This is a genomic window from Mesorhizobium japonicum MAFF 303099 (assembly GCF_000009625.1).
Taxonomy (GTDB): Bacteria; Pseudomonadota; Alphaproteobacteria; order Rhizobiales; family Rhizobiaceae; genus Mesorhizobium; species Mesorhizobium japonicum.
Map to the genome: position 1 here is coordinate 5,398,497 of NC_002678.2, position 21,304 is coordinate 5,419,800.

At 61.1% G+C, this 21,304-nt stretch carries 21 protein-coding genes; 11 read left to right on the forward strand and 10 right to left on the reverse strand.

Annotated elements, in window-relative coordinates:
* Positions 1–90 precede the first annotated feature (90 nt).
* On the forward strand, positions 91–2,772 hold the full coding sequence (locus MAFF_RS26920; RefSeq protein WP_010914167.1) for a bifunctional acetate--CoA ligase family protein/GNAT family N-acetyltransferase: 2,682 nt from the start codon (positions 91–93) through the stop codon (positions 2,770–2,772).
* 19 nt (positions 2,773–2,791) lie between these two features.
* On the opposite strand, the gene MAFF_RS26925 is transcribed toward MAFF_RS26920, so the two are convergent.
* Positions 2,792–4,345: an AAA family ATPase gene (locus MAFF_RS26925; RefSeq protein WP_044551379.1), complete on the reverse strand. Its 1,554-nt coding sequence runs from the start codon at positions 4,343–4,345 to the stop codon at positions 2,792–2,794.
* A gap of 625 nt (positions 4,346–4,970) precedes the next feature.
* Between MAFF_RS26925 and MAFF_RS26930 the strand changes: the two genes are divergently transcribed.
* Positions 4,971–5,807 (forward strand): universal stress protein, encoded by an 837-nt coding sequence (locus MAFF_RS26930; protein WP_010914169.1) that lies wholly within the window; start codon positions 4,971–4,973, stop codon positions 5,805–5,807.
* 75 nt (positions 5,808–5,882) lie between these two features.
* On the opposite strand, the gene MAFF_RS26935 is transcribed toward MAFF_RS26930, so the two are convergent.
* From MAFF_RS26935 to hemA, 4 genes are all read right to left on the reverse strand, one after another.
* Positions 5,883–6,329, reverse strand: coding sequence for a pyridoxamine 5'-phosphate oxidase family protein (locus MAFF_RS26935; protein WP_010914170.1), 447 nt, complete (start codon positions 6,327–6,329; stop codon positions 5,883–5,885).
* Positions 6,329–7,036: a phosphoribosyltransferase gene (locus tag MAFF_RS26940; protein ID WP_010914171.1), complete on the reverse strand. Its 708-nt coding sequence runs from the start codon at positions 7,034–7,036 to the stop codon at positions 6,329–6,331. Before MAFF_RS26940 ends, MAFF_RS26935 begins: the two co-directional genes overlap by 1 nt.
* A gap of 3 nt (positions 7,037–7,039) precedes the next feature.
* The gene (locus tag MAFF_RS26945; protein ID WP_010914172.1) at positions 7,040–7,474 is read right to left on the reverse strand and encodes a DUF2267 domain-containing protein; all 435 of its coding nucleotides are present in this window, start codon (positions 7,472–7,474) and stop codon (positions 7,040–7,042) included.
* A gap of 63 nt (positions 7,475–7,537) precedes the next feature.
* On the reverse strand, positions 7,538–8,815 hold the full coding sequence (hemA, locus tag MAFF_RS26950; RefSeq protein ID WP_010914173.1) for a 5-aminolevulinate synthase: 1,278 nt from the start codon (positions 8,813–8,815) through the stop codon (positions 7,538–7,540).
* Between the two features lie 298 nt (positions 8,816–9,113).
* Between hemA and MAFF_RS26955 the strand changes: the two genes are divergently transcribed.
* Together MAFF_RS26955 and MAFF_RS26960 are read left to right on the forward strand one after the other, a co-directional pair.
* Positions 9,114–9,497 (forward strand): phasin family protein, encoded by a 384-nt coding sequence (locus tag MAFF_RS26955; RefSeq protein ID WP_157866090.1) that lies wholly within the window; start codon positions 9,114–9,116, stop codon positions 9,495–9,497.
* A 36-nt stretch (positions 9,498–9,533) separates the two neighbouring features.
* Positions 9,534–9,875: a c-type cytochrome gene (locus MAFF_RS26960; RefSeq protein WP_123169836.1), complete on the forward strand. Its 342-nt coding sequence runs from the start codon at positions 9,534–9,536 to the stop codon at positions 9,873–9,875.
* A gap of 367 nt (positions 9,876–10,242) precedes the next feature.
* On the opposite strand, the gene fixJ is transcribed toward MAFF_RS26960, so the two are convergent.
* Positions 10,243–10,857, reverse strand: a complete 615-nt coding sequence (fixJ, locus tag MAFF_RS26970; RefSeq protein ID WP_010914176.1) for a response regulator FixJ — start codon at positions 10,855–10,857, stop codon at positions 10,243–10,245.
* Positions 10,844–12,442, reverse strand: a complete 1,599-nt coding sequence (locus MAFF_RS26975; RefSeq protein ID WP_010914177.1) for a PAS domain S-box protein — start codon at positions 12,440–12,442, stop codon at positions 10,844–10,846. The genes fixJ and MAFF_RS26975 overlap by 14 nt, the downstream gene beginning before the upstream one ends.
* A gap of 141 nt (positions 12,443–12,583) precedes the next feature.
* Between MAFF_RS26975 and MAFF_RS26980 the strand changes: the two genes are divergently transcribed.
* The 4 genes from MAFF_RS26980 (at position 12,584) to MAFF_RS26995 (ending at position 17,058) form a co-directional block, all read left to right on the forward strand.
* Complete coding sequence (locus MAFF_RS26980; protein ID WP_010914178.1) at positions 12,584–13,393, forward strand: universal stress protein; 810 nt, start codon at positions 12,584–12,586, stop codon at positions 13,391–13,393.
* The gene (gene mgtA, locus MAFF_RS26985) at positions 13,393–16,014 is read left to right on the forward strand and encodes a magnesium-translocating P-type ATPase (RefSeq protein ID WP_044549325.1); all 2,622 of its coding nucleotides are present in this window, start codon (positions 13,393–13,395) and stop codon (positions 16,012–16,014) included. The genes MAFF_RS26980 and mgtA overlap by 1 nt, the downstream gene beginning before the upstream one ends.
* 50 nt (positions 16,015–16,064) lie before the next feature.
* Complete coding sequence (locus MAFF_RS26990; RefSeq protein ID WP_244420622.1) at positions 16,065–16,400, forward strand: DUF6455 family protein; 336 nt, start codon at positions 16,065–16,067, stop codon at positions 16,398–16,400.
* 109 nt (positions 16,401–16,509) lie between these two features.
* Positions 16,510–17,058 carry a hypothetical protein gene (locus tag MAFF_RS26995; protein WP_032933057.1) on the forward strand — a complete coding sequence of 183 codons (549 nt, stop codon included), beginning with the start codon at positions 16,510–16,512 and terminating at the stop codon, positions 17,056–17,058.
* A 115-nt stretch (positions 17,059–17,173) separates the two neighbouring features.
* On the opposite strand, the gene MAFF_RS27000 is transcribed toward MAFF_RS26995, so the two are convergent.
* From MAFF_RS27000 to MAFF_RS27010, 3 genes are all read right to left on the reverse strand, one after another.
* The gene (locus tag MAFF_RS27000) at positions 17,174–17,872 is read right to left on the reverse strand and encodes a CBS domain-containing protein (RefSeq protein ID WP_010914181.1); all 699 of its coding nucleotides are present in this window, start codon (positions 17,870–17,872) and stop codon (positions 17,174–17,176) included.
* Positions 17,873–18,005: 133 nt separating this feature from the next.
* Positions 18,006–18,473 carry a DUF2231 domain-containing protein gene (locus tag MAFF_RS27005; RefSeq protein ID WP_157866091.1) on the reverse strand — a complete coding sequence of 156 codons (468 nt, stop codon included), beginning with the start codon at positions 18,471–18,473 and terminating at the stop codon, positions 18,006–18,008.
* A gap of 129 nt (positions 18,474–18,602) precedes the next feature.
* On the reverse strand, positions 18,603–18,836 hold the full coding sequence (locus MAFF_RS27010; protein ID WP_010914183.1) for a hypothetical protein: 234 nt from the start codon (positions 18,834–18,836) through the stop codon (positions 18,603–18,605).
* A gap of 149 nt (positions 18,837–18,985) precedes the next feature.
* Between MAFF_RS27010 and MAFF_RS27015 the strand changes: the two genes are divergently transcribed.
* Genes MAFF_RS27015 through MAFF_RS27025 form a run of 3 tightly spaced genes read left to right on the forward strand, consistent with a single transcriptional unit; the run spans position 18,986 to position 21,299 of the window.
* A complete protein-coding gene (locus tag MAFF_RS27015) occupies positions 18,986–19,291 on the forward strand; it encodes a PepSY domain-containing protein (RefSeq protein WP_244420836.1) in 306 nt (101 codons plus the stop codon).
* The gene (locus MAFF_RS27020) at positions 19,291–19,956 is read left to right on the forward strand and encodes a response regulator transcription factor (RefSeq protein WP_010914185.1); all 666 of its coding nucleotides are present in this window, start codon (positions 19,291–19,293) and stop codon (positions 19,954–19,956) included. Before MAFF_RS27015 ends, MAFF_RS27020 begins: the two co-directional genes overlap by 1 nt.
* On the forward strand, positions 19,956–21,299 hold the full coding sequence (locus tag MAFF_RS27025) for a sensor histidine kinase (protein WP_010914186.1): 1,344 nt from the start codon (positions 19,956–19,958) through the stop codon (positions 21,297–21,299). Before MAFF_RS27020 ends, MAFF_RS27025 begins: the two co-directional genes overlap by 1 nt.
* Positions 21,300–21,304: the final 5 nt, after the last annotated feature.

Below are 21,304 nucleotides of genomic sequence, written 5' to 3' on the forward strand. Positions count from 1 at the left end.
TAGTCCCGATAGGCTGGTGAAGACTTTGATCCAACGCAACGAACGGGCAAGATCGACAGGCGATTATCGCCATGAACAGGAGACATAGGGGTGACGATTCGAAATCTCGAACATGCTTTCGCCCCGAGGTCGGTCGCCATCTTCGGTGCATCAGGGCGTGACGGCTCGGTCGGCCGTGTGGTGTTCGACAACATCGTCAACGGCGGCTTTGAAGGCGAGATCTGGCCGGTCAACCCGAAATATTCGCAAGTCGCCGGTCGACGCTGTTATGCCGGGGTTGCCGATCTGCCTGATATTCCAGACCTCGGTGTCATCGTCACGCCGCCGGATACGGTTCCCGGCATCGTGCGCGAACTCGGTGACAAGGGGACGCGGGCTGCGGTCGTGATCACCGCCGGGCTTACCCGCGAGAACGGCTTGCGTCAGGCCATGCTCGACGCTGCCAAGCCCACGCTGTTCCGCATCATCGGGCCGAATACGGTCGGACTGATGATCCCGCCCGTCAAACTTAACGCCGGATTTGCGCATATGGCCGCCAAGCCCGGCAATATCGCGCTGCTGTCGCAATCGGGTGCCATTGCCACGTCGCTGATCGACTGGGCAGGCGATAACAATGTCGGCTTCTCCCAGATCGTCTCGCTCGGCGACATGGCCGATGTCGATGTGGGGGACTGCCTCGACATGCTGGCGGGCGACATGCACACCCACGCCATCGTGATGTATCTCGAAACCATTCCCAATCCGCGCAAGTTTATGTCGGCGGCGCGCGCCGCGGCGCGCCTCAAGCCGGTGATCGTCATCAAGTCGGGCCGGCACGAGCAGGCGGCCAAAGCGGCCGCGACCCATACCGGCGCGCTGTCGGGCGCGGATCGTGTCGTCGATGCCGCATTGCGGCGCGCGGGCATCCTGCGCGTCGAAGGCCTGGCCGAGTTGTTCGACGCGGTTGAAACGACCGCCCGCTTTGCTCCGCTGGAGCGAGCCCGCGTCGGCATCGTCACCAATGGCGGTGGCGCCGGCGTGCTTGCCGTCGACCAACTTATCGACTGCAACGGGGAATTGGCCGAACTTGCGCCGGGAACGATTGCCCGCCTGGATGCCGTCCTGCCGGCCACTTGGTCGCATGCCAATCCGGTCGACATCATCGGCGACGCTCCGCCTGAGCGCTACCGGGCCGCGGTCGAGGCCATCGCGGCCGATGCCGGGACCGACGTTGTCCTGGTCATCAACTGCCCGACCGGGCTCGGCTCGCCGCTCGCTGCGGCAAGCGCGGTGGCAACGCTCGCGCAGGACGGCAAGATCGGCGGCAAACCGGTCCTGACCTGCTGGCTTGGCGAACACACGGCGCGCGAAGGGCGACGTGTCCTTCAGGACGCGGGGATTGCCAGCCTCGAGACACCCGCTGATGCCGCGACGGCCGTATCCTACCTCGCCGACTGGTCGCGAGCCCAGCGGGCCCTGCTGCGTACGCCGTCGAGCCACGGCGAGGCCGCCACGAGTGGTCGAAAAGCGGTGCTTGCCCTATTCAGGCAGGTCGCCAGGGAAGGCCGGCGCATGCTGACCGAACCCGAGGCCAAGGCGGCGATTTGCGCCTACGGCATCCCGGTGCCCGAAACGATCATCGCCAGATCCCCTGCCGAAGCGGGGAGAGCGGCGAGCCGGCTTCTCAAGACATCAGAGCAGGTCGTCGTCAAGCTGCTGTCAAAGGCGATCTCGCACAAGTCGGACATTGGCGGGGTGGTGCTCGGCATTGCAGCCGCGGCGGCAGCCGAGGAGGCCGCACGCTCAGTCAAGGCCCGGTTGCGCAAGCACGACCCCCAGGCCGATATAGAGGGTTATGCCGTACAGCCGATGGTGGTGCGAAAACAGGCTCAGGAACTGATCCTTGGTGTCAGCCGCGATCCGATTTTCGGTCCGGTTCTGCTGTTCGGGGCGGGTGGCGTCGCCGTTGAAGTGACCGACGATACCGCGATCGCGTTGCCGCCGCTCGACGACGTTCTTGCCGGTGACCTGATCGGGCAAACGCGGATCGGCCGGCTGCTCGCCGGATTCCGCGATCGCAAACCCGCGGATCGGCAGGCGATCGTTGCGGCGCTCAACGGCCTGTCGCAGATGGTCGTCGACTTTCCGTGCCTCGTATCAATGGACATCAATCCGTTGCTCGCCGACACCGCCGGCGTGATCGCACTCGATGCACGCATCGAGATCGAACCGGGGCGGGTGGAGGAAGCCGGGCCGAATCCCGCACTGTGCATCCGGCCCTACCCGTCAGGTTGGGACAAGGAAATCTCGGCAGGAGGCGCTCGCTATCAAATCCGGCCGATCAGGCCCGCGGACATTGCGCTCTATCCCGAATTCCTCGGCAGGATTTCGCCCGACGATCTGCGCCTGCGGTTTCTGTCGCCGCGCAAAAGCTTCTCCGACCAGATGTTGAAGCGGCTCACCCAGCTCGACTACGACCGCAACATGGCTTTCGTCGCATTGGACGCGAGCACTGGCGCGCTGGCGGGCATCAGCCGGTTGTCCTGCGATCCCGACCACGTCAGCGCCGAATACGCATTGCTGGTGCGGACGGACTTGCAGGGTCATGGCCTGGGTTGGGAGTTGCTCAGCCAGATCGTCGATTATGCAAAGGCCGATGGGATCCGCCGCATCGAAGGTATCGTGCTCAGTGAAAACAGCAAGATGCTGGCAATGTGCCGTGAATTCGGCTTCTCCTTGATGCATCTTCCGAACGAGCCAGGGCTTGTCGAGGCCAAGCTCGAACTCGGTTGAGGTCGATCATCCGCAACAGTCAGGAGGCCGTGCGCAGGGTTTCGGAAGCATCGCGCTGCCAACATCTCCTCAGTTCCGCGGCGATGTCGACGGGTTTTCGATCGGAATCGGTCCTGCGCCAGCTGGCCTGGCCGGCTTTTCGCTGCAATTGACGCGAAAGGATATCGACCGTTGCATCCGAAGGACCGCCCTTGCGTTCGCTGACCCGTTGCCAAAGGACGAGTGGATCCGCCTCCAGCCAGAAACCGAAGAATGGAATACCCCGGTCTCGCGCCGCCTTCTCGATTCGCTCACGATCGGCCGGTCTGTCGAAAACCGCATCAGCTACAACCGAGCCGCCCTCGGAGAGAATCAGGCCGGCGCGCCATGTCATTTCGTTGTAGACGCGATCGGACACATCAGGACGATAGGCGTTGTCCGGCAGCCTGGTCTCGGCGGGCACGCCGTGCATCGCTTTGCGGATGCGGTCGCTTTCGACTATGCGCGCACCGGGCGGCGCACCGACATGGGCGGCGAGCGCCTCGGCAATGGTCGTCTTGCCTGAACCACTGAGGCCGCCGATGGCAACGAGCCTCGGCGGCGTTTGCTGCAGAAATGTTCGGGCCAGTTCGAAATAGGATCGGGCCTCGGCAGCCAATTTCCCGGAATCGGCGCTGCCTTCCTCGACCTGGGTCGCGGTGACATGCGCGCGCACGGCTGCCCGCACCGCGATGAAAAAAGGCAGCAGGACAAAGCCATCCTCGTCATCGGCCTCGTCGAGGTAGCGGTTCATCACGAGATTGGCGAGCTCTGGGAAACCGCGATGCCAAAGGTCCATCAGCAAGAAGGCAAGGTCGTACAGAACATCGATGCTGGCGATCTGGTCATTGAATTCGATGCAATCGAAGAGGCGAGGCTCGCCATCGAAAAGGCAGATGTTGCGCAGGTGCAGATCGCCATGACACTGGCGGATTTTGCCCGCGGCCTCCCGGCGATCCAGCAATCCGGAATGGCGCGCGAGTGCGGTGCGGAAAGCCCCGGCAAACGTCTCGATCTCCCGTTTTGTAAAAACGTGACTGGTGCCAAAGCCGGCCTCGTTGATGTCGAGCACGCCCATCAAATTGAACGAGCCGGTGCCGTTGTGGATCTTCGGCGCGGCACGGTGATATCCCACGATCATGCGTGCGACGGCCGTCATCAGCGATGGCGTCAGTTCTCCTGCGGTCGCCATCCGATCGAGGAGCCTCGACTGATCAAACCGGACCATCTCGATCACCGCATCGACCATTTGGCCAGCGCCATCGAAAACGAGTTTGCCGTCGGCTTCGCGGGTAATGCGCCGCACGCCCAGATAGAGGCCGGGTGCGGTCCTGGCGTTGAGTTCCACCTCTTTTTCGCAAGCGGCCAGCCTTAGTGCTGGCGTCGAGAAATCGACATAGGGCAGCTTGACCGCCCGTTTCATCTTAAAGGCACGTCCACCGATCAAGAAAATTCGTGAGATATGGGTCTCGATCGCCTCGACCGGCCCCATCGCACCATAGGAGGCAGGATCAAGCAGGAGCGCGATAGCGGATTGCTGCTCGTCAACGACCATGTCCGGCCTCTTCGATGCCTGCGTCGTGCGGAGACTGTTTGCGCCTTCAGCTTTCATTGCTGCAACGTCTCGACATAACCGGCCAGATCGGATCCGTTCCCTTGTGACGATTTCCCCGGCATTCGGGCCATATTTCTTCACGTCACCGGGGAGGAATTGCCGGCCCCAGACCGGCATGTCGCGATCGCCATGCGCCGGCACCATGCCGCGGCCGTCGATGACGGCAAAGACGCGCCAATAAGGGAATTCGCCGCCATTGCGCCTGGAGAGGCGCGTCAGGTCGCTCGGCCGCTTCAACAACTCGTCGCCTAACGGGCCGTCCCCCTTGCCTTCAGGGCCATGGCAGACGGCGCATGAGTTCATGTATTCCGCCTTGCCGTTGCCGAGTTCCTGGGCGCCAGCCGCGTTGAGGGCCAATCCCGCCAAAATCGCCGCGATCAGGAATTTCATCTGCGTTTCCCCGATTGATCGACTGAAACCTACAGCCCTGGTTTGCGAGTGCGTTGATGCGGATCAAATGCCGCCGCGGTCACGGTGTTTGATTCAGCGCAATGAACGCATCGGGCACCCTCGCTAGTGACTGAAACCACGACTGATCCTTCAATCGAAATCAGGAGTTGCCGCCGTGACTTTCAGGACATTGCTTACGGTTACCGGGCCGAACCAGGGTGAAGGTGATCTAAAGCTAGCCGCCTCGCTGTGCGAACAGGTCGGCGCCCATCTCTCCGTGCTCGTTCTCGAGCTTGCCGCGCCGCCCTCAGGCGACGGGTATGCCGCTGTCGTTTCGCCAGCCTGGCTCGAGGAACGCCAGGCCGAGCTGAAAAGGCTCGAGAAGAGAATTTCGGATGTCGCCGGCTTTCTCTCCCAGAGCGCCGTATCGGCCGATCTGAGCGACGACTATCCCGACACGGGATGGGCGGACGACGTCATCGGAAGGCGTGCCCGCTACGCCGATCTGACCATTCTCGGACCAGATTTGCTGGCAAGCCACACGCTGAAGGATAAAGTCATCGAGGGCACGCTGTTCTCATCGGGAAAGCCTATTCTGCTCGTTCCCGAGGGCACGCGGCCGACGCTGAAGCCGAAACGCGTCCTCGTTGCATGGGACGCCCGCCTTGAGTCATCGCGCGCCGTCCGCGAGTCCCTCGATATGCTGAAGGGCGCCGAAGATGTGCGCCTTGTCATCGTCGATCCCACTGAAGATGAGTTCCATCATGGCGAGGAGCCGGGTGCAGATGCCGCGGCCTATCTTGCCCGGCATGGCGTGAGAGTTACGGTCGACCGGCTGCCGAGCGCGAACCATTCGGTTGCCGATGTGCTTCGCCAGCATGCCGGCGACGTTGCGGCTGAGCTGATGGTCATGGGCGCCTACGGTCATTCCCGGTTGCGCGAGCGGATTTTCGGTGGGGTCACCAGGTCGATGCTTGAGGGTCAATCGCTGCCGGTCTTGATGGCGCGATAGCGATTCAACGGCGGAGAAAAGGGCCAGTGCAGATTGCACCGGCCCTTTTCATTTCTCGCAAGACTTGAGGGGCGACTACTCGCTAGCTTCTCGTCCGGATACCTGCTCGATCAGGATCCGAAAGAAAACATGCGGTGCACTGTCGGCTGTGGGAGGAGCGACGGGCTTGAGCGCGCCAGGTTCCCACCAGTCGGAGTGCTTGCTCAAGACCGACCAGGCATGATCCCGCTGAAGCTTGTGGCCGATCAGGTCAGGCAGTTCTTCATACCGGCCATCGACAACGACGCTTTTCCATCCTCGGCCCTGGCCGTGTTCATCGACCTGGACGGACACCAGCGGATTGGCCCGCATCCATTCGATCTTTTTGCCCGGCATGGAAAACGCGTAAAGATGAGCATCCGAATGGGCATAGTAGAGGGGCACGACGTAGGGCTGCCCGTCCTTCGCGCATGCCAGGCGGCCAACACGATTGGCTGCCAGGACTTTCGTGCATTCCAAGGCAGAAAGCGTGCGGACCAGCATCAATGTGATCTCCTGTTCTTCTCGGCCGTCGACCCGTCGCCCACCATATGGCTCTTGCGGGTTTTGTGCAGCTGGCCAGCCTCATCCAGCACGGCGGCCACCTCACTGTCGGAAAGCTGCGGGAACCGCAGGTAGTGATAGCCCAATGCACGGAACCGCCCTGGCTGGCTAAGACACACCACGCGATCAGCCTCCGTCGCCAAATCGGCCAATGTATCCGGCGGAGACACCGGAACCGCCACGATGATCTCCCTGGGCGCCCGGTGCCTGAGCGCGCGTATGGCAACCTTCATGGTCGTTCCGGTTGCTGCCCCGTCGTCGACGAGGATCACCGTTTTACCTGCGACTGACAACGACCTGCGACTGCCCTTGTAGGCGAGGCGTCGACGTTCGAGTTCCGGGCGTTCGAGAGCGACCAGCGAGGCAAGTTCGGCATCGTCGAGCGCATAAGCCTCAACAATCTCCCGGTTGAGCACGACGTCGGGTGGATTGCCATCCACGACAGCGGCTACCGCCAGTTCCGCGTTGCCCGGAGCACCAACTTTGCGGACGACGAGTACGTCGAGAGGCGCGCCCAGGGCTTTGGCGACTTCGGCGGCGACAGGAATCCCACCGCGCGGCAGTGCCAGAACGACCGGCCGGCAAAGATCGAGCCCGGCCAATTCGATGCCGAGTTTCTCTCCTGCCTGCTTGCGGTCGCGAAACATTGTTCAATCCGCCGGCCAGAGTTCGCGAAGGGACTTCTTCATCGAGTTTCTCACCTGGGTGATCTCACCATGCGATATATGGCGATCGAGCAGCTTGAACACCGCGCTGATGGCGACGTCGAAATCGACGTCGTCATCGTAGCCGAAGCTGTTCCTGACGCTGAGGACAAAATCACGCTTCTTGCGCTCATGCTCAGGCGCCGATGGGTCCCAGCCCTCGAAGTATATGCCACGAATCAAAACGGGCAGTTGCGCCGAGAAATCGGCCGTTTCCGCCGGCGGCAACCAATCTCGCATCGCGTGCAGAACGGACCTTAGAAGCCGGCATGCACTTGGCTCGCTCCAGCGGAGATCAGCGGCGAGCTCTTTTACCCACTGCTGTGCCTGCTGCGCAGCGTGGGTGAAGCCGGAAAAAGAGGTGTGGGACATGTGGCTCATGGTTCTACCCCTAAAATTCAGAGGAAGCCGAAATGGATGAAGACGATTGAGCACATGGCGGCTTCAGCCTCCGGCCTTCGCCATGATCAGCGGAACGATCCGATCGCTCTTGGCCACTGCGGGCCGTCCTGCCGCGCCATAGGGGATGCCGAGGGCGTCCCATGTCTCGACCAGCGCGTCCTGCAGTCCCGCGATCAACGCATCGGAATGGAACGGTGTCGGCGTGATGCGCAGGCGTTCGGTGCCGCGCGGCACGGTCGGGTAGTTGATCGGCTGGATGTAGATGCCGTGCACGCCAAGCAGGCGGTCGCTGGCCATCTTGCAAAGCTCCGGGTCACCCACCAGCACCGGCACGATATGGGTTGGCGACTCCATCACCGGCAGGCCGGCCGCCGACAGGATCTGCTTGGTCCGCGCTGCCTGCTGCTGCTGGGCATCGCGCTCGGCCTGCGAGCGCTTGAGATGGCGGATCGAGGTGGTCGCCGCGGCGGCAATCGCCGGCGGCAGCGCCGTGGTGAAGATGAAGCCCGGCGCATAGGAGCGCACCGCGTCGATCACCGCGCTGGTGCCGGTGATGTAGCCGCCCAGCGTGCCGAATGCCTTGGCCAGCGTGCCCTCAATGATGTCGATGCGGTCGGCCAGGCCCTCGCGCTCGGTGATGCCGCCGCCGCGCGGTCCGTACATGCCGACCGCATGGACCTCGTCGATATAGGTCATGGCGTTGTAGCGCTCGGCGAGTTCGACGATCTCCCGGATCGGCGCGATATCGCCGTCCATCGAATAGACGCTTTCGAAGACGATCAGCTTGGCGCGTTCGCGCCCGGCCGCCTGCAGCAGGCTTTCCAGATGCGCGACGTCATTGTGCCGGAAGATCTTCTTCTCGGCGCCCGAGCGGCGCACGCCTTCGATCATCGAGGCGTGGTTCAGTTCGTCCGAGATGATCAGGCAATTGGGCAACAGCCGGGCGATGGTCGAGATCGAGGCTTCGTTGGAGACAAAGCCAGAGGTGAAGACCAGGGCCGCGTCCTTGCCGTGCAGGTCGGCAAGCTCATGTTCGAGCTCGACCAGCGGGTTGGACGTGCCGGAAATGTTGCGAGTGCCGCCGGCGCCCGAGCCCATCTTGCCGGCTGCGTTCTGGAACGCGGCGATGACATCGGGGTGCTGGCCCATGCCGAGATAGTCGTTGGAGCACCAGACGGTGATTTCCTCGGCGCGGCCGTTGGAGCGCCAGATGGCGCGCGGAAACTTGCCCGCGATGCGCTCGAGGTCGGCGAAGACACGATAGCGACGCTCCGCGTGGAGCTGGTCGATCGCTTCTTCGAAGAACCGCTGGTAGTTCATGTCCGAACTCCTTTTCTGTGGAACGATCGCAGGTGTCGCCGCACCGGTTCCTCGCTCATTTGGCGAGGCTAGACGTAACCCCTTGCGGGAAGGGGCGACCTTGATTCAGGTCAACTTCAGGGGCGAAGGTGTTTTTGCTCAGTTCGATATGAATCGATGCAGCGATCGGCTGCGCAGCACAGAATGCGTCACGCCGCCAAGGTCTTTTCACGGACACGGCTGTGGGGATTGATCCTGATCAACGACCCCGAGGCGAATGGCATTAGCGTTGCGGCATCTCGCAACGGAGCAGTCGATCATGCACAGCTATCCAGGACCGCCGCGATCCGGCACACAGCCGCTGCCAATGGCGGAAAATGGCCAGAAGGTGGTTCTTACCGCCGTGTCACTTCAGGCGCACGCCTTCAAGGCGATGATGCGCTATCAGGTCGAAACGCTTACCTTTCTGAGGCATCGTTGCGAGCAGGATATCAAGCTGGCGGACGATCTCATCGGCGGCCCTGAATTCAATGATGCCTTCGAGGTCGTCTCCACCTTCCTGGAGAATGCGGTCTCGGAATATGTCACCGAAGCCGGCAAGGTTGCGACACTGACGTCCAAGCTTGCTTCGGAAGCGGCCGGGCTGGTGCGCAAGGAAGCCAGAACCGCGATTGAAGACATAGCGGCGAAGACAGTCGCTTGATCGGAAACGCGGAGGCTTGCAGCCATGAACACCCGTATGGACAATGGCAGCCGCAGATATAACGCGCGGCTTTCAGTGTTGGCGGCGGTTTTGCTTGGCTGCGCACCGCCAGCCTTGGCAAATAGCACGGTCGAACGCGGCAAGGCATTGGTTGAGTTGAATTGCTCCGGTTGCCACGCCGTCGGCAGAACCGACAAGAGCAGCCATCCGGATGCGCCCGCCTTTCGCACCTTGTCGAAGCGCTATCCGATCGCGGACCTCGAGGAAGCTCTCGCGGAAGGCATCTCGACAGGACATCCAGACATGCCTGAGTGGGTCGCGAGCCCTGATCAGATCGAGGCGATCATCGCCTATATCAGCAGCCTGCAGCAACCGTGATCGAGGCACCTGCAGAGTAGGCACAGCTGGGGCGAGTCCGATCAGGAGCGCCAAGAACGACCTCATGCCGGCGGCTATCGGGGCGATTCCAGAAAATGATGCAGATCAAAGCGTGGCCCATCGTTTGCCGGCATCTTGATGCGATGTGGAAGCCAATCCTAAACGCTCCGTTTGGTCGCGATCTCGAACTTGCCGTCCTTGACGAGGACGGCGTGCACGCGCTTGTATTTCCCTGCCGAAGGGTGGGGGAGGGTTGGAAGAACGTAGCCACTGGCGCGCGTGTCGATATCCGACCGACCCATTGGCGCGATTGGGCGATGGAGAGAACGCTCAACGACGACGACGGACTTCAGCCTGGCCGATAAGTCTAGGATTTGGACTCCACGATAAGCGCCATGCGCACGAGGTGTGACAGGCTGCCTGCTGCCATCTTGCTCATGACATTGGCCCGGTGGATTTCGACGGTGCGCGGGCTGATGCCCAGATCATAGGCGATCGTCTTGTTCGGCAGGCCAGACACGAGCCCATCCAGCACCTGCCGCTCGCGTTCCGACAAGGTGGACAGACGATCGCGGATATCCGCGGACTGGGGATGCGCCGCATGTGCCTGGTTGCGGTTGGCCAATGCGGAACGGATCGCTTCGATCAGCATCTCGTCATCGAACGGCTTCTCGATGAAATCGGCGGCTCCCTCCTTCATCGCCTGGACGGCGAGGGCCACATCGGCATGGCCTGTCATGACAATAACCGGAATCGTATGGCCGCTGGCTCTGAGCTGCCGCAGGAACTCGATACCGTCTATGCCCGGCATGCGTACGTCGGTGACGATGCAGCCCTCGAGCTTGCCCGTCGCTGTCGATAGAAAAGCCGTCGCCGATTCGTACAAGCGCACCGCAAAATCCGCTGTCGCCAGAAGAAAACCGAGTGACTTGCGAACGTCCACGTCGTCGTCGACCACGTGCACCAGATCACTGCCGTCCATTTGCGACCTCTTCCTTCTCCACGACGCGCAAGGTGAACCGGAAAGCCGTCCCGCCGGCCGGGATTGCCTCGGCCCATATGTGACCGCCATGCGATTCAACGATGGTACGGCAAATCGAAAGCCCGACACCCATGCCGTGCTTCTTGGTGGTCACAAATGGCTGGAAGAGTTGCGCCGAGACCTCCGGGGCAAGGCCTGGGCCGGTATCGATCACGCTCACCTCGGCCATTCCATCATCACGGGCGACAGTTGTGACCTTCAATTCGCGGCGAGGCGAGCCTTGCATTGCCTCTACCGCATTGCGCATCAGATTGAGCAGAACCTGCTGGATCTGGATGCGATCGGTCAAGACCAGTTCGGCGGCAGGGTCAAGCTTGTAGCTGACAAGGAGATTTATCTCCCTCGCGCCGACCAGGGCCAGGGATGCGGCCTCCTCGATGAGAACCGGCAATCGTTCGACCTGGCGCTCGCTTTCGCCCCTGGCCACAAAATCCCTCAGATGACGGATGACGTCGCCTGCTCGCAATGCCTGCTCAGCTGCCCTTTCGACAGCATCCCGAAGCATAGGCGCATTCTCGTCCTGGCTTTTCTCGAGCAGTCGACGACTGCCTTTGAGGTAGTTCGTGATCGCCGTCAGTGGCTGGTTGATCTCATGAGCAAGCGTCGAAGCCATTTCGCCGAGTGCTGTAAACCGCGCCATGTGCAGCAGTTCCTGCTGCTGCTCCTGGATTCTTGCTTCTGCCCGGTGGCGTTCGGTGAGGTCCCGGCAGAAGCCGGTAAAGAAACGTCCCGTTCCCGGGTGCATCTCGCCGACGGAAAGCTCCATCGGGAATGTCGTGCCATCCTTGCGCGCGCCGGTAACGGTGCGGCCGAGCCCGATGATCCGGCGCTCTCCCGTCGTCAGATAGCGAAGCAGATAGGCATCATGCTCGTCGCGGTAGGGCGAGGGCATCAGCATTTTCACGTTTTGACCAATGACCTCGCTTGACTGATAGCCGAACAGCGTTTCGGCAGCGGTGCTGAAGGACTGGATCCGGCCCTGTTCGTCAATGACGACCATTGCGTCCGGCACTGTTGCCAGGATGGATCGCAAATGGTCCTCGCGCAGCCGAAGTGCGGCGTTTGCAAATGAGAGTTCGCTGACATCCGTGCCTTCAATGAAGATCGCGGTGATACGGCCATCGTCAGCCTTGATCGGCTGATAGACAAAATCAAGGATGCGCTCTTCGACAGGGCCGTCGGTTGTGTTGCGAAGGCCAACCTTCACCCCGTGGCCCCTATAGGGCTCGCCGGTCGTGTACACTTGGTCCAGATGGTCGAAAAACTCATGTCCTTCGAGCTCGGGAAAGGCATCACGCACGGGCTTTCCAATCACTTGCCTGTTGCCGATCAGTTGCTGGTAGGCGGCATTGGTCAGTTCGAAAACGTGACCTGGCTCGCGCATGAGCGCTATAAATCCCGGAGCCTGATCGAACATTCGCGACAGCAATGATTTGAGTGTTGTCCCGCCGGGCGACAAACTGAGCGCTTCGTCTTTGATCACCTGAAATTCCCCGGTTCGAGACGCTACCGGGCTACCTATCATTTCTCGCCGCACACGCAAAACGGATCGAGCCGACGTTTTCGTGCGCAGACGCAGTTGGCGATCTTTGACGCGCATCAAGGCATTGGACGCTGGCGAATGCAATTCATCACGCATTCCATCGTTCAGCGAAAGGCGCCCGCGATGTCTTACAAGTCAATCATCGTCAACCTCGCCATCGATGCGCCTCCTGCACCTATTGTAAGGGTGGGGGTCGAACTCGCGGAACGGTTTGGGGCCCGTCTCATCGGTCTGGCGGCTGCGGACGTCCCTCCGCTGGTCGCGACTGGCCAGGGCATGGTCTACGAAGGCGAAATCATGCAGATCCAGCGAACTGAAATCGAAAAGCGGCTTGCCGAACTGCGTGCCGAGTTCGAGAGGCTGGTTCCGGCTTCGATCTTTAGCGAATGGGGGCAAGCTGTTTGCAGCCCGACCCGCTTCCTCAGCGTTTCGGCCAGAGCAGCCGACCTTATCGTTACCGGCCAGGCAGGAGACAATGTCTTTCGCGCCGTGGATGTCGGCAGTCTGACACTGGGCGCCGGGCGCCCGGTTCTGGTCGCCGCAACCAACGTCGAGCACGTCCTTGCCAAAACTGTTCTCGTAGCGTGGAAGGACACCAGGGAGGCTCGGCGAGCGATGGCTGACGCATTGCCTTTCCTGGCCAAAGCCAGCGAAGTCGTGATTGCCACGATTGACACCGAGCGCGGCGAAAGCATTCGCGACAGCCTCGCCGATGTCGCGGTCTTTCTCGAGCACCATGGCATCAAGGCGCGAACCGAGCTGATCGCCGGTGAGGCTGATGGCGACCGGTTGCTGACATTCGCACGCTCGATGCATGCCGACCTCATCGTCTCGGGCGCTTATGGCCATAGCCGCTTGCGGGAATGGGCGTTCGGTGGCGTTACCCGCACGCTGATCGAAGAGAGGGGCATCAACCGCTTCATGTCGTACTGATGATAGGCGAAGCCGGCCAGCAATCCGTCTCGCCACAGGACGGTGCCTATTGGTCGATCGAGACCAATGACCTCCTGCTACGCCTTGACACCTCAGTCTCGGGGCTTGCTTCGTCCGAAGCGGCATCAAGGCTCGCAAAATTCGGCCGAAACACACTCGCGTCGACGTCAAGCGCGTCGGCCTTGGCAGTGTTTGCCCGCCAGTTCCGCAGCCCGCTGGTCCTGATCCTCATTTTCGCAGCCTGCGTATCAGCCTTCGTCGGAGATGGCCAGGAGGCTGCGATCATCGGCGCGATCGTGCTGGCAAGCTGTGTCCTGAGCTTCACCCAGGAGTACGGCGCGTCGCGGGCGACCGAAGCACTGAAACAGCGTATTTCGCGCAAGGCTATTGTGTTGCGCGACGGCGCCGAGTGCTCGGTCGCCGCCGAAGAGATCGTACCGGGCGACGTGATCCGGCTTTCGGCCGGAAACCTCATCCCTGCCGACGGTATCATTCTGGATGCGCGCGATTTCAATGTGAGCGAGGCCGTGCTGACCGGCGAAACCTTTCCCGCCGTGAAGACACCGGGACGATCGGCGCCGGATGCCGCGCTCACACTGCGCACCAACGCGGTCTTTACGGGAACATCCGTCCGTAGCGGCACCGCAACCGTGCTTGCAGCGGCAACCGGCACCCGCACGGAATTTGCGTCGATCGCCGCGGCCCTGGAGCGACAAATCCCCGAAACAGGGTTTGCCCGGGGCATCCGGCTGTTCGGCTATCTGATGACCGAGATCATGCTGGCGATCGTCATCCTGGTGTTCTTCGCCAACCTGCTGCTGCATCGACCGCTGATTGAGTCGCTGCTGTTTTCGCTGGCACTGGCGGTTGGTCTTACGCCCGAACTTCTCCCGGCCATCATCAGCGTGACGCTGGCTCGAGGGGCTCGCGCGATGGCTGCCAATGGCGTCATCGTGCGCCGTCTTGATGCCATCGAGAATCTGGGCAGCATGGATCTGCTGTGCACCGACAAGACGGGGACGCTGACGGAAGGCGTCATCCACCTCGATGGATGGCTCGATGTTGATGGCAATCCGTCGACCGATGTTCTGCTCTGGGCACGTCTCAACGCGACCCTGCAGACCGGCCTGAAGAACCCGCTGGACGAAGCAATCGCCGGCGTCCCGGGCGAGGGCGCATCATTGGCGGCCTTCACGAAAGTCGACGAAATCCCCTACGATTTCATTCGCAAGCGGCTTTCCGTTGTGGTGCGGCCCAAGGACGCCCAGGATCTTCTGATTACCAAAGGCGCCGTACAAAATGTCCTAGAAACCTGCAGCTTTGTGCGCACAGCCAAGGGGCTGGAACCTCTCAATGAAATGCACCGGGCGGCAATCGACGAAAAATTCCGACGCTGGAGCGCGGACGGCTTCCGCGTCCTGGGCCTGGCAATCCGTCGGTTTGAGAGCCAGAAAACGTTCAGCAGGAAAGACGAGATCGATCTCACCTTCGCGGGCTTCCTGCTTTTCCTCGACCCGCCAAAGAAAGGCGTCAAGGAGACGCTTGCCGAACTCGCCCAGCGCGGCATCGCGGTAAAGGTCATTTCTGGCGACAACCGTTACGTTGCCGCGCATCTCGCCCAGGCGATCGGCTTGCGCGCCGACAGGATCATGACCGGCGAGGAGCTTTCGAAATTGACGAAGAGCGCGCTCTTCGCAGGCGTGCAGCACACCGACCTGTTCGTCGAGATCGACCCCAACCAGAAGGAGCGCATCGTTCAGGCTTTGCGGAGCAGGGGCCGTGTCGTTGGTTACCTGGGCGACGGTATCAATGATGCGCCTGCCCTTCATGAGGCAGACATAGGCATCTCGGTCGACAGCGCTGTCGATGTCGCGCGCGAGGCGGCCGATATCATCCTTCTCAAGCAGGATCTCGGCGTGCTGGTGCGCGGCGTCGACGATGGCCGCAAGACCTTCGCGAACACGATGAAGTACATTTCCATCACCACCAGCGCCAATTTCGGCAATATGATCAGCATGGCTGTCGCCTCGCTGTTCCTGCCTTTCCTGCCGCTTCTGGCCAAGCAGATCCTGCTCAACAATTTCCTTTCTGATGTTCCTTCACTCGCCATTGCAAGCGACAACGTCGATCCCGACCAACTGCGCCGGCCTCGCCACTGGGATATCCGTTTTGTGCGGCGGTTCATGATCAGCTTTGGCCTGGTCAGTTCACTTTTCGACTTCGCGACCTTTGCATTCCTTCTGTTCTTTGCGCGCGCCACGGAGGCCGCCTTCCAGACCGCGTGGTTTGTCGAGTCGTTGCTGACGGAGCTTGCCATCGTGCTCATTGTGCGCACGCACAGGGCTTTCTGGGCGAGCCGTCCAAGCCCGTTGCTTGCCTGGCTTACATTGGCTGTCGGGATTGTCGCGATCATGATCCCCTATCTGCCGTTTGCTGCCTGGTTCGGCTTCGTGCCCTTGCCTCTGCCCGTACTTGTCGGGCTTGTCGCAATTACCGCGCTCTATCTACTCGCCTCGGAGGCGACCAAGCGCTGGTTCTTCGGACAAGAGAGCCGGGCCCGCAAGAAGAAGTTGCTTGCCGGCCAGCGGTCCTTTCTCGATCGCCTCGTGGCCAAGGTTTAGCGCGCCATGCTCCCTGTCTGGGGCTCAGAGATCGGCAACAATGCCGCCTGTTGATCGAGATCAACGCCGCCCGCCGCCAACATGCCAATGATGGCCAGCAGGCAGGAGTGATCACCATGACCTTTCTCGATTACCTGATTTCAGTTGATGCCAGAACCACCTTGATGGACCGCATGATGCGGAAGCTCGGCGTCGACAGACAATTGAAAGTCGTAGCCGACCATGCCGCCGTCACCAGCCGGGCGGTGGACCGCTGCCGTTCCTGCGGGCACCAGGACGAATGCTCGGTCTGGCTCGACGAACATCAGCAAGCCGATAACCCGCCAGACTATTGCCGCAACAGCGACCTGATCGCTCGACTGCAGCATGCGGCCGGTCAACGCTAGCCATTCGAGTACTCTGCCTGGACGATATCGTGCTGTCCGTGTTTTGACGAGCGTCAACGCAAGCCAAGTTTTGCAGTTGATAGGTTTACATTCCACGGGACAAGGCAGCTTGGACACTCAATTTTTTCTGGAAGCATTCCTGCTCTTTGTCGCACCAGGGCCAACTAACGCTCTGTTGATGGCGGGGTCGGTCAAGCGGGAGAACGCGGTCAGGCTTTTGGCCGCTCAGGCATGCGGATATGGGATCGCATCCGCGTGCTGGTTTTCGCTGCGTCCCTTCGTGTCGCCCGACGCCGTTCAAATACTTAGGCTGGTAGCAGCCGGATGGCTCGTCATTCTTGGCCTGCGTCTGACGGCGAGCGCCCGGATCAACGCTGCCAAAAGCGGCAACGCCATTTCTGTTGTGGCGACCAGTGCACTCAATCCGAAGGCCTTCCTCTATTGCCTGGCTATCGTGCCGATGAACATCGAACCGCGCGCGCTGGGGATCTTCTGGATTGCGCTTGTGGTGATTACAGCCGCCACTGGATCGGTGTGGCTTTTGCTGGGGCGGCGCTTCTGCGGAGGCAAAACACTGGCAGAAAAAGTTGCGGGCGCGGCGCTTATTGCCTTTGCCCTGTTGCTGCTTCGACCAATGATACCCCTGGTCGCGACCTAAGCGCGGCGAAGCCGTGGGCGGGGACTGGCAACTCACCAAGGCGCTGCGGATCAATGTCGTTCATGTACGCCAATCGGGCGATGACTGCTAATGACGCGACTTTTTTCGACGTCCGCTACGAAACAAGGATGACCGAGACAGGATCTGCGCAGAAGAGATCATCCTTCACAGCTTTGACGCCGGCAACGTTTTCGGCGGCGACTATGGCGGCTTGGCGCTCGCGTTCGTCGAAGATGGCGCCGCTCAGTGTCACCACACTCTTGTCCACCATCACGTTGATCAAATCGTTGCCAGCCCATTTCTGCTTCGCAAGCTCGGTAGCGATGTTGTGGCGGATCTGTTCGTCATCGATGACCGTAGCGGCTCCATCCGGAAGGACGCCGAGCAATGCCCGCAGAAGATCAGAGCGGGTGATGATGCCGACGACTTTCCCGCCTTCGGTGGCCGGAATGCGTTTGACATGGCGACGCGTCATGAGCTCGACGACTTTCGCGAGCGATGCCGCGGGGGATGCCGTAACGACATCTTGCGACATCACCTCCTCAACCCGTCGACCATTGGCGCGGACATATTCGTCGGCGGCCCTTCCGGGGGTGACGAGAAACTCCAGCCAGCGCGAGCGCTTGCGCTCCGTGCCCAGTTCCCCGCGTCGCAGGAAATCGCCCTCGCTGACGATCCCCACCAGCCTGCCGTCGTTGCGAATGACCGGGAGGCCGCTGACCTTTTTGGAGAGCATCAACCCGGCAGCCTCGGCGATCGATGCGGACGGGTCTATGCCGACGACTGGCTTGCTCATGATGGCTTCGGCTTGCATGTTCGCTCTCCGGAGTTTTTCCAACGTCCGGCTTCTTTAGATTTCACATGCACGAAGCGCCTTGATCTAAATCATTTTTCGGTCGAGGCAAATGGTCCAAAGCTGGAGCCGTGAGTGACGGGGCGCGAACCGGTCAACCCGCGATCGCGGTCTTGGCAACGTTCACCCCATGTTCGTAGACAAGCAGTCCGCCATAGTAGGCCGTCGCAGTGACCAGAAAGGCTCCGCAAACTTCGATCAGAGGAATGGCGATGGTCACAGCCCGAAACTCGCGATTCCGTATCCAAAGCGTGAGCCTCACAAGTCCCCAGATCAGAAAAGCAAAGGCAGTGATACCTCCGAGGCTTTCATGGATCTCCGCGACATCGCTGCTGAATCCGGCCGCTTCGGCATGATCCAGCGCAAGACCTCCGAAGAACCAGGTCCCCATAGCGAACATTCCGGCAGCCAGGGCCACAAAAGTAGAGATCGTACCGGCACCCGATCTCCTCGTGACGGCGCTGCCGCCAACGAGCGCCATAAGGTCGATAGCCACGAGCAGGTAGATCAGAACAATAGGAAAATGAACAAGCATGGGATGGATATGTTGAATGGGGATCACGAAAACTCTCCGGAAATTGGCAAGGGACTTTGAGGACTTTGATAATTTGCCGGCTTTGCAGCGAGCCTTGGCCCACGACATTGGCAAGCGTTATGTGCTGTGGCGGGCCACGCACAGCGAAGAGATGACCTAGTCGTTTTCGTCGGCCTCATCGCCTTGCTGGTCGTCACACGCATCTTCGCCGCCCTTGATGGCTTTCGGGGTGGAGGCGTCCTGCATGGGGATTGCCTGCAGATCGATCGGACCGGATGGGACAACAGACGATGATGCCTCACATGATCCTTCGTCCGATTCAGCGGCCGCCGGCAGGGCAAAGGTCGTGAGGCTTGCAAGTGCTGCAAGGACAAGCATGGAATTGCGCATGGTCTCGTATCCTTCTCGGCGCGGCCATGATTGGACGCGATGATACCTCGATATGGACCCTTTGCTTGCTGTGGGCTGAGAATGACTGACAGCAGATTGAAAGCTTCAACGTGCGACATGCCTTGCCGATGAAAATCCAGTTGAAGCGTATGGCGGTGCTGGGTCTCGCTGGACTTGTCCTGGCCATGCCTCTCGCTGCCCGCGCCGACGAGGACGATGACGGCGACCATGACCGGGCGCGGGATCTCTACGAACGCGGCGAAATCAAAGGCCTGGCCAACATATTGGACATTGTCCGTGCCAAGGCTCCCGGCGATGTTGTCGCGGTCGATCTCATCCGTCAGGCCGACAGGTGGGTCTACCGGTTTCAGGTCGTCGGTGCCGATGGCCGGCGAAAGACCGTCGACGTCGACGCCGGCGCCGGTGCCATCATGCGCAACGGGGAGGGTGACTGATGAAGATCCTCCTCGCCGAGGACGAGCCCCGTATCGCGGCCGATGTCGCTACAGTCCTTAAGGCATCCGGAATGGCGGTTGACACCGTTCGCGATGGAGAGGCTGCCTGGTTCGCAGGCGATGTGGAGAACTATGATGCTGCGATCCTAGATCTCGGGTTGCCCAAGCTCGATGGTCTTACGATCTTGAAACGTTGGCGAGCCAACGCCCGCCGGTTCCCGGTCCTCATCTTGACCGCCAGGGGCATGTGGACGGAACGTGTCGACGGCATCAATGCTGGCGCTGACGACTACCTCCCGAAACCTTTCGAAATGGAAGAACTGCTTGCCCGACTACGCGCAATCCTACGCCGCTCAACGGGGCAGGCGGCGCCGGTGCTCAAGTCGGGGCCACTCGTCCTGGACACACGCCAGATGCGAATTTCGCTGCGCGGCATTCCCGTTGCGCTTTCGCCGCTGGAATACCGGCTCCTGGCGTTTCTGATGCATCATGCCGGCCGGGTGGTGGCGCCGACCGAGCTGGCCGAGCATCTTTACGATTCAGGCAACGACCGGGATCCCAATGCGGTCGAAGTGATCGTCGCTCGCTTGCGTCGCAAGCTTGGGAGTGACGTCATCGAAACGCGGCGCGGATTCGGGTACTTCGTCCCAGACGATTTCAGCTGATGGGCAACTCGATCCGCTTCAGGCTCTGGTTGGCCGCAACGATCTCGATCCTTGTTGCTCTTGCCATCGCCGGTGTCGGACTGCGCTATCTGTTCGAGCTGAACGTCGAGCGGCGCGTTGTCAGCGAGCTGACAGTCGACCTGAACGACCTTATCGGCGCGACCAGTTTCGCCGCCGATGGCCGTCTTTCGGTCCAGGCGGCTTTGACCGACCCACGGTTCTCCATTCCCTTTTCCGGCCACTACTGGCAGGTGCAGGATACTGGTTCCGGCAACCTTGTCCGCTCGCGTTCATTGTGGGATGCGACGCTTGCCTTGCCTGATCACGCAACCAACGGCGAACTCAGGGAGATCAAGGAATTCAAGGGGCCACAAGGGGAACTCACCATCGCCGTCGAGCGAACCATCATCGACGCCAGTGGCCGATCGTTTCGCGCCGTCGTGGCTGAAGACCATCAAACGGTGAAGGAATCCGTCGACGGGTATGTCCGCGACCTTGCGCCAGCCCTCATTTTGCTCGCCATTGCTCTCATGGCGGCCTTCTTCATCCAGATCACCGTCGGTCTCGCGCCTCTGGAAACCTTGCGGGTCTCGGTGAGAAACGTGATTGCACAGCGAACGGCACGGCTCGAGGTGGCGGCACCAAGCGAAGTCCAGCCGCTCGCGGACGAAATCAATCGCCTTCTCGATGCCCAGGAGAAGGCACTTGCTCGAGCCCGATCGCGCGCCACAGATCTGGCGCATGGTCTCAAGACACCGCTGCAAGTGCTGTCGGCCGATATCCGCGCGTTGAGAAAAAAAGGCGAAACGGGGCTGGCCGATGAGATCGAGAAGAGCGCCGCTGCGATCCGGCGCCATGTCGAGCGGGAGCTTGCGCGCGCCCGACTCGCGCCCGGCGTCTCCGGCAAGGCATCCTGCCTTGTGGCGGACGTCGCGGCTGGCGTCATTGCCGTCGTCAAGCGGACACCAAGCGGCAAGCAGCTTTCATTCAATATGGATGTTGCGGAAGATGCGACGGCGCCAATCGACGAAGGCGATCTGTCCGAGATCCTCGGCAATCTGGTCGAGAACGCCGCCCGCTACGCAAAATCGTCAGTCCGTGTCGGTGCATCCGCCGCCGCAGGCGAGGTGGTTATCACCGTCACCGATGATGGCCCAGGCATACCGGATGCCGACCGGGAGTTCGCGCTGTCACGTGGTGTCCAGCTCGACAGCAAGGGCGGCAGCAGCGGTCTTGGCCTGGCCATCGTATCCGATATCGTCGAAGCCTATGGTGGACGCCTTGCCATGGCCAACGCCGATCCGGGTCTGGTCGTGACCATTTCCTTGCCCCGACACAGTTGAGCATG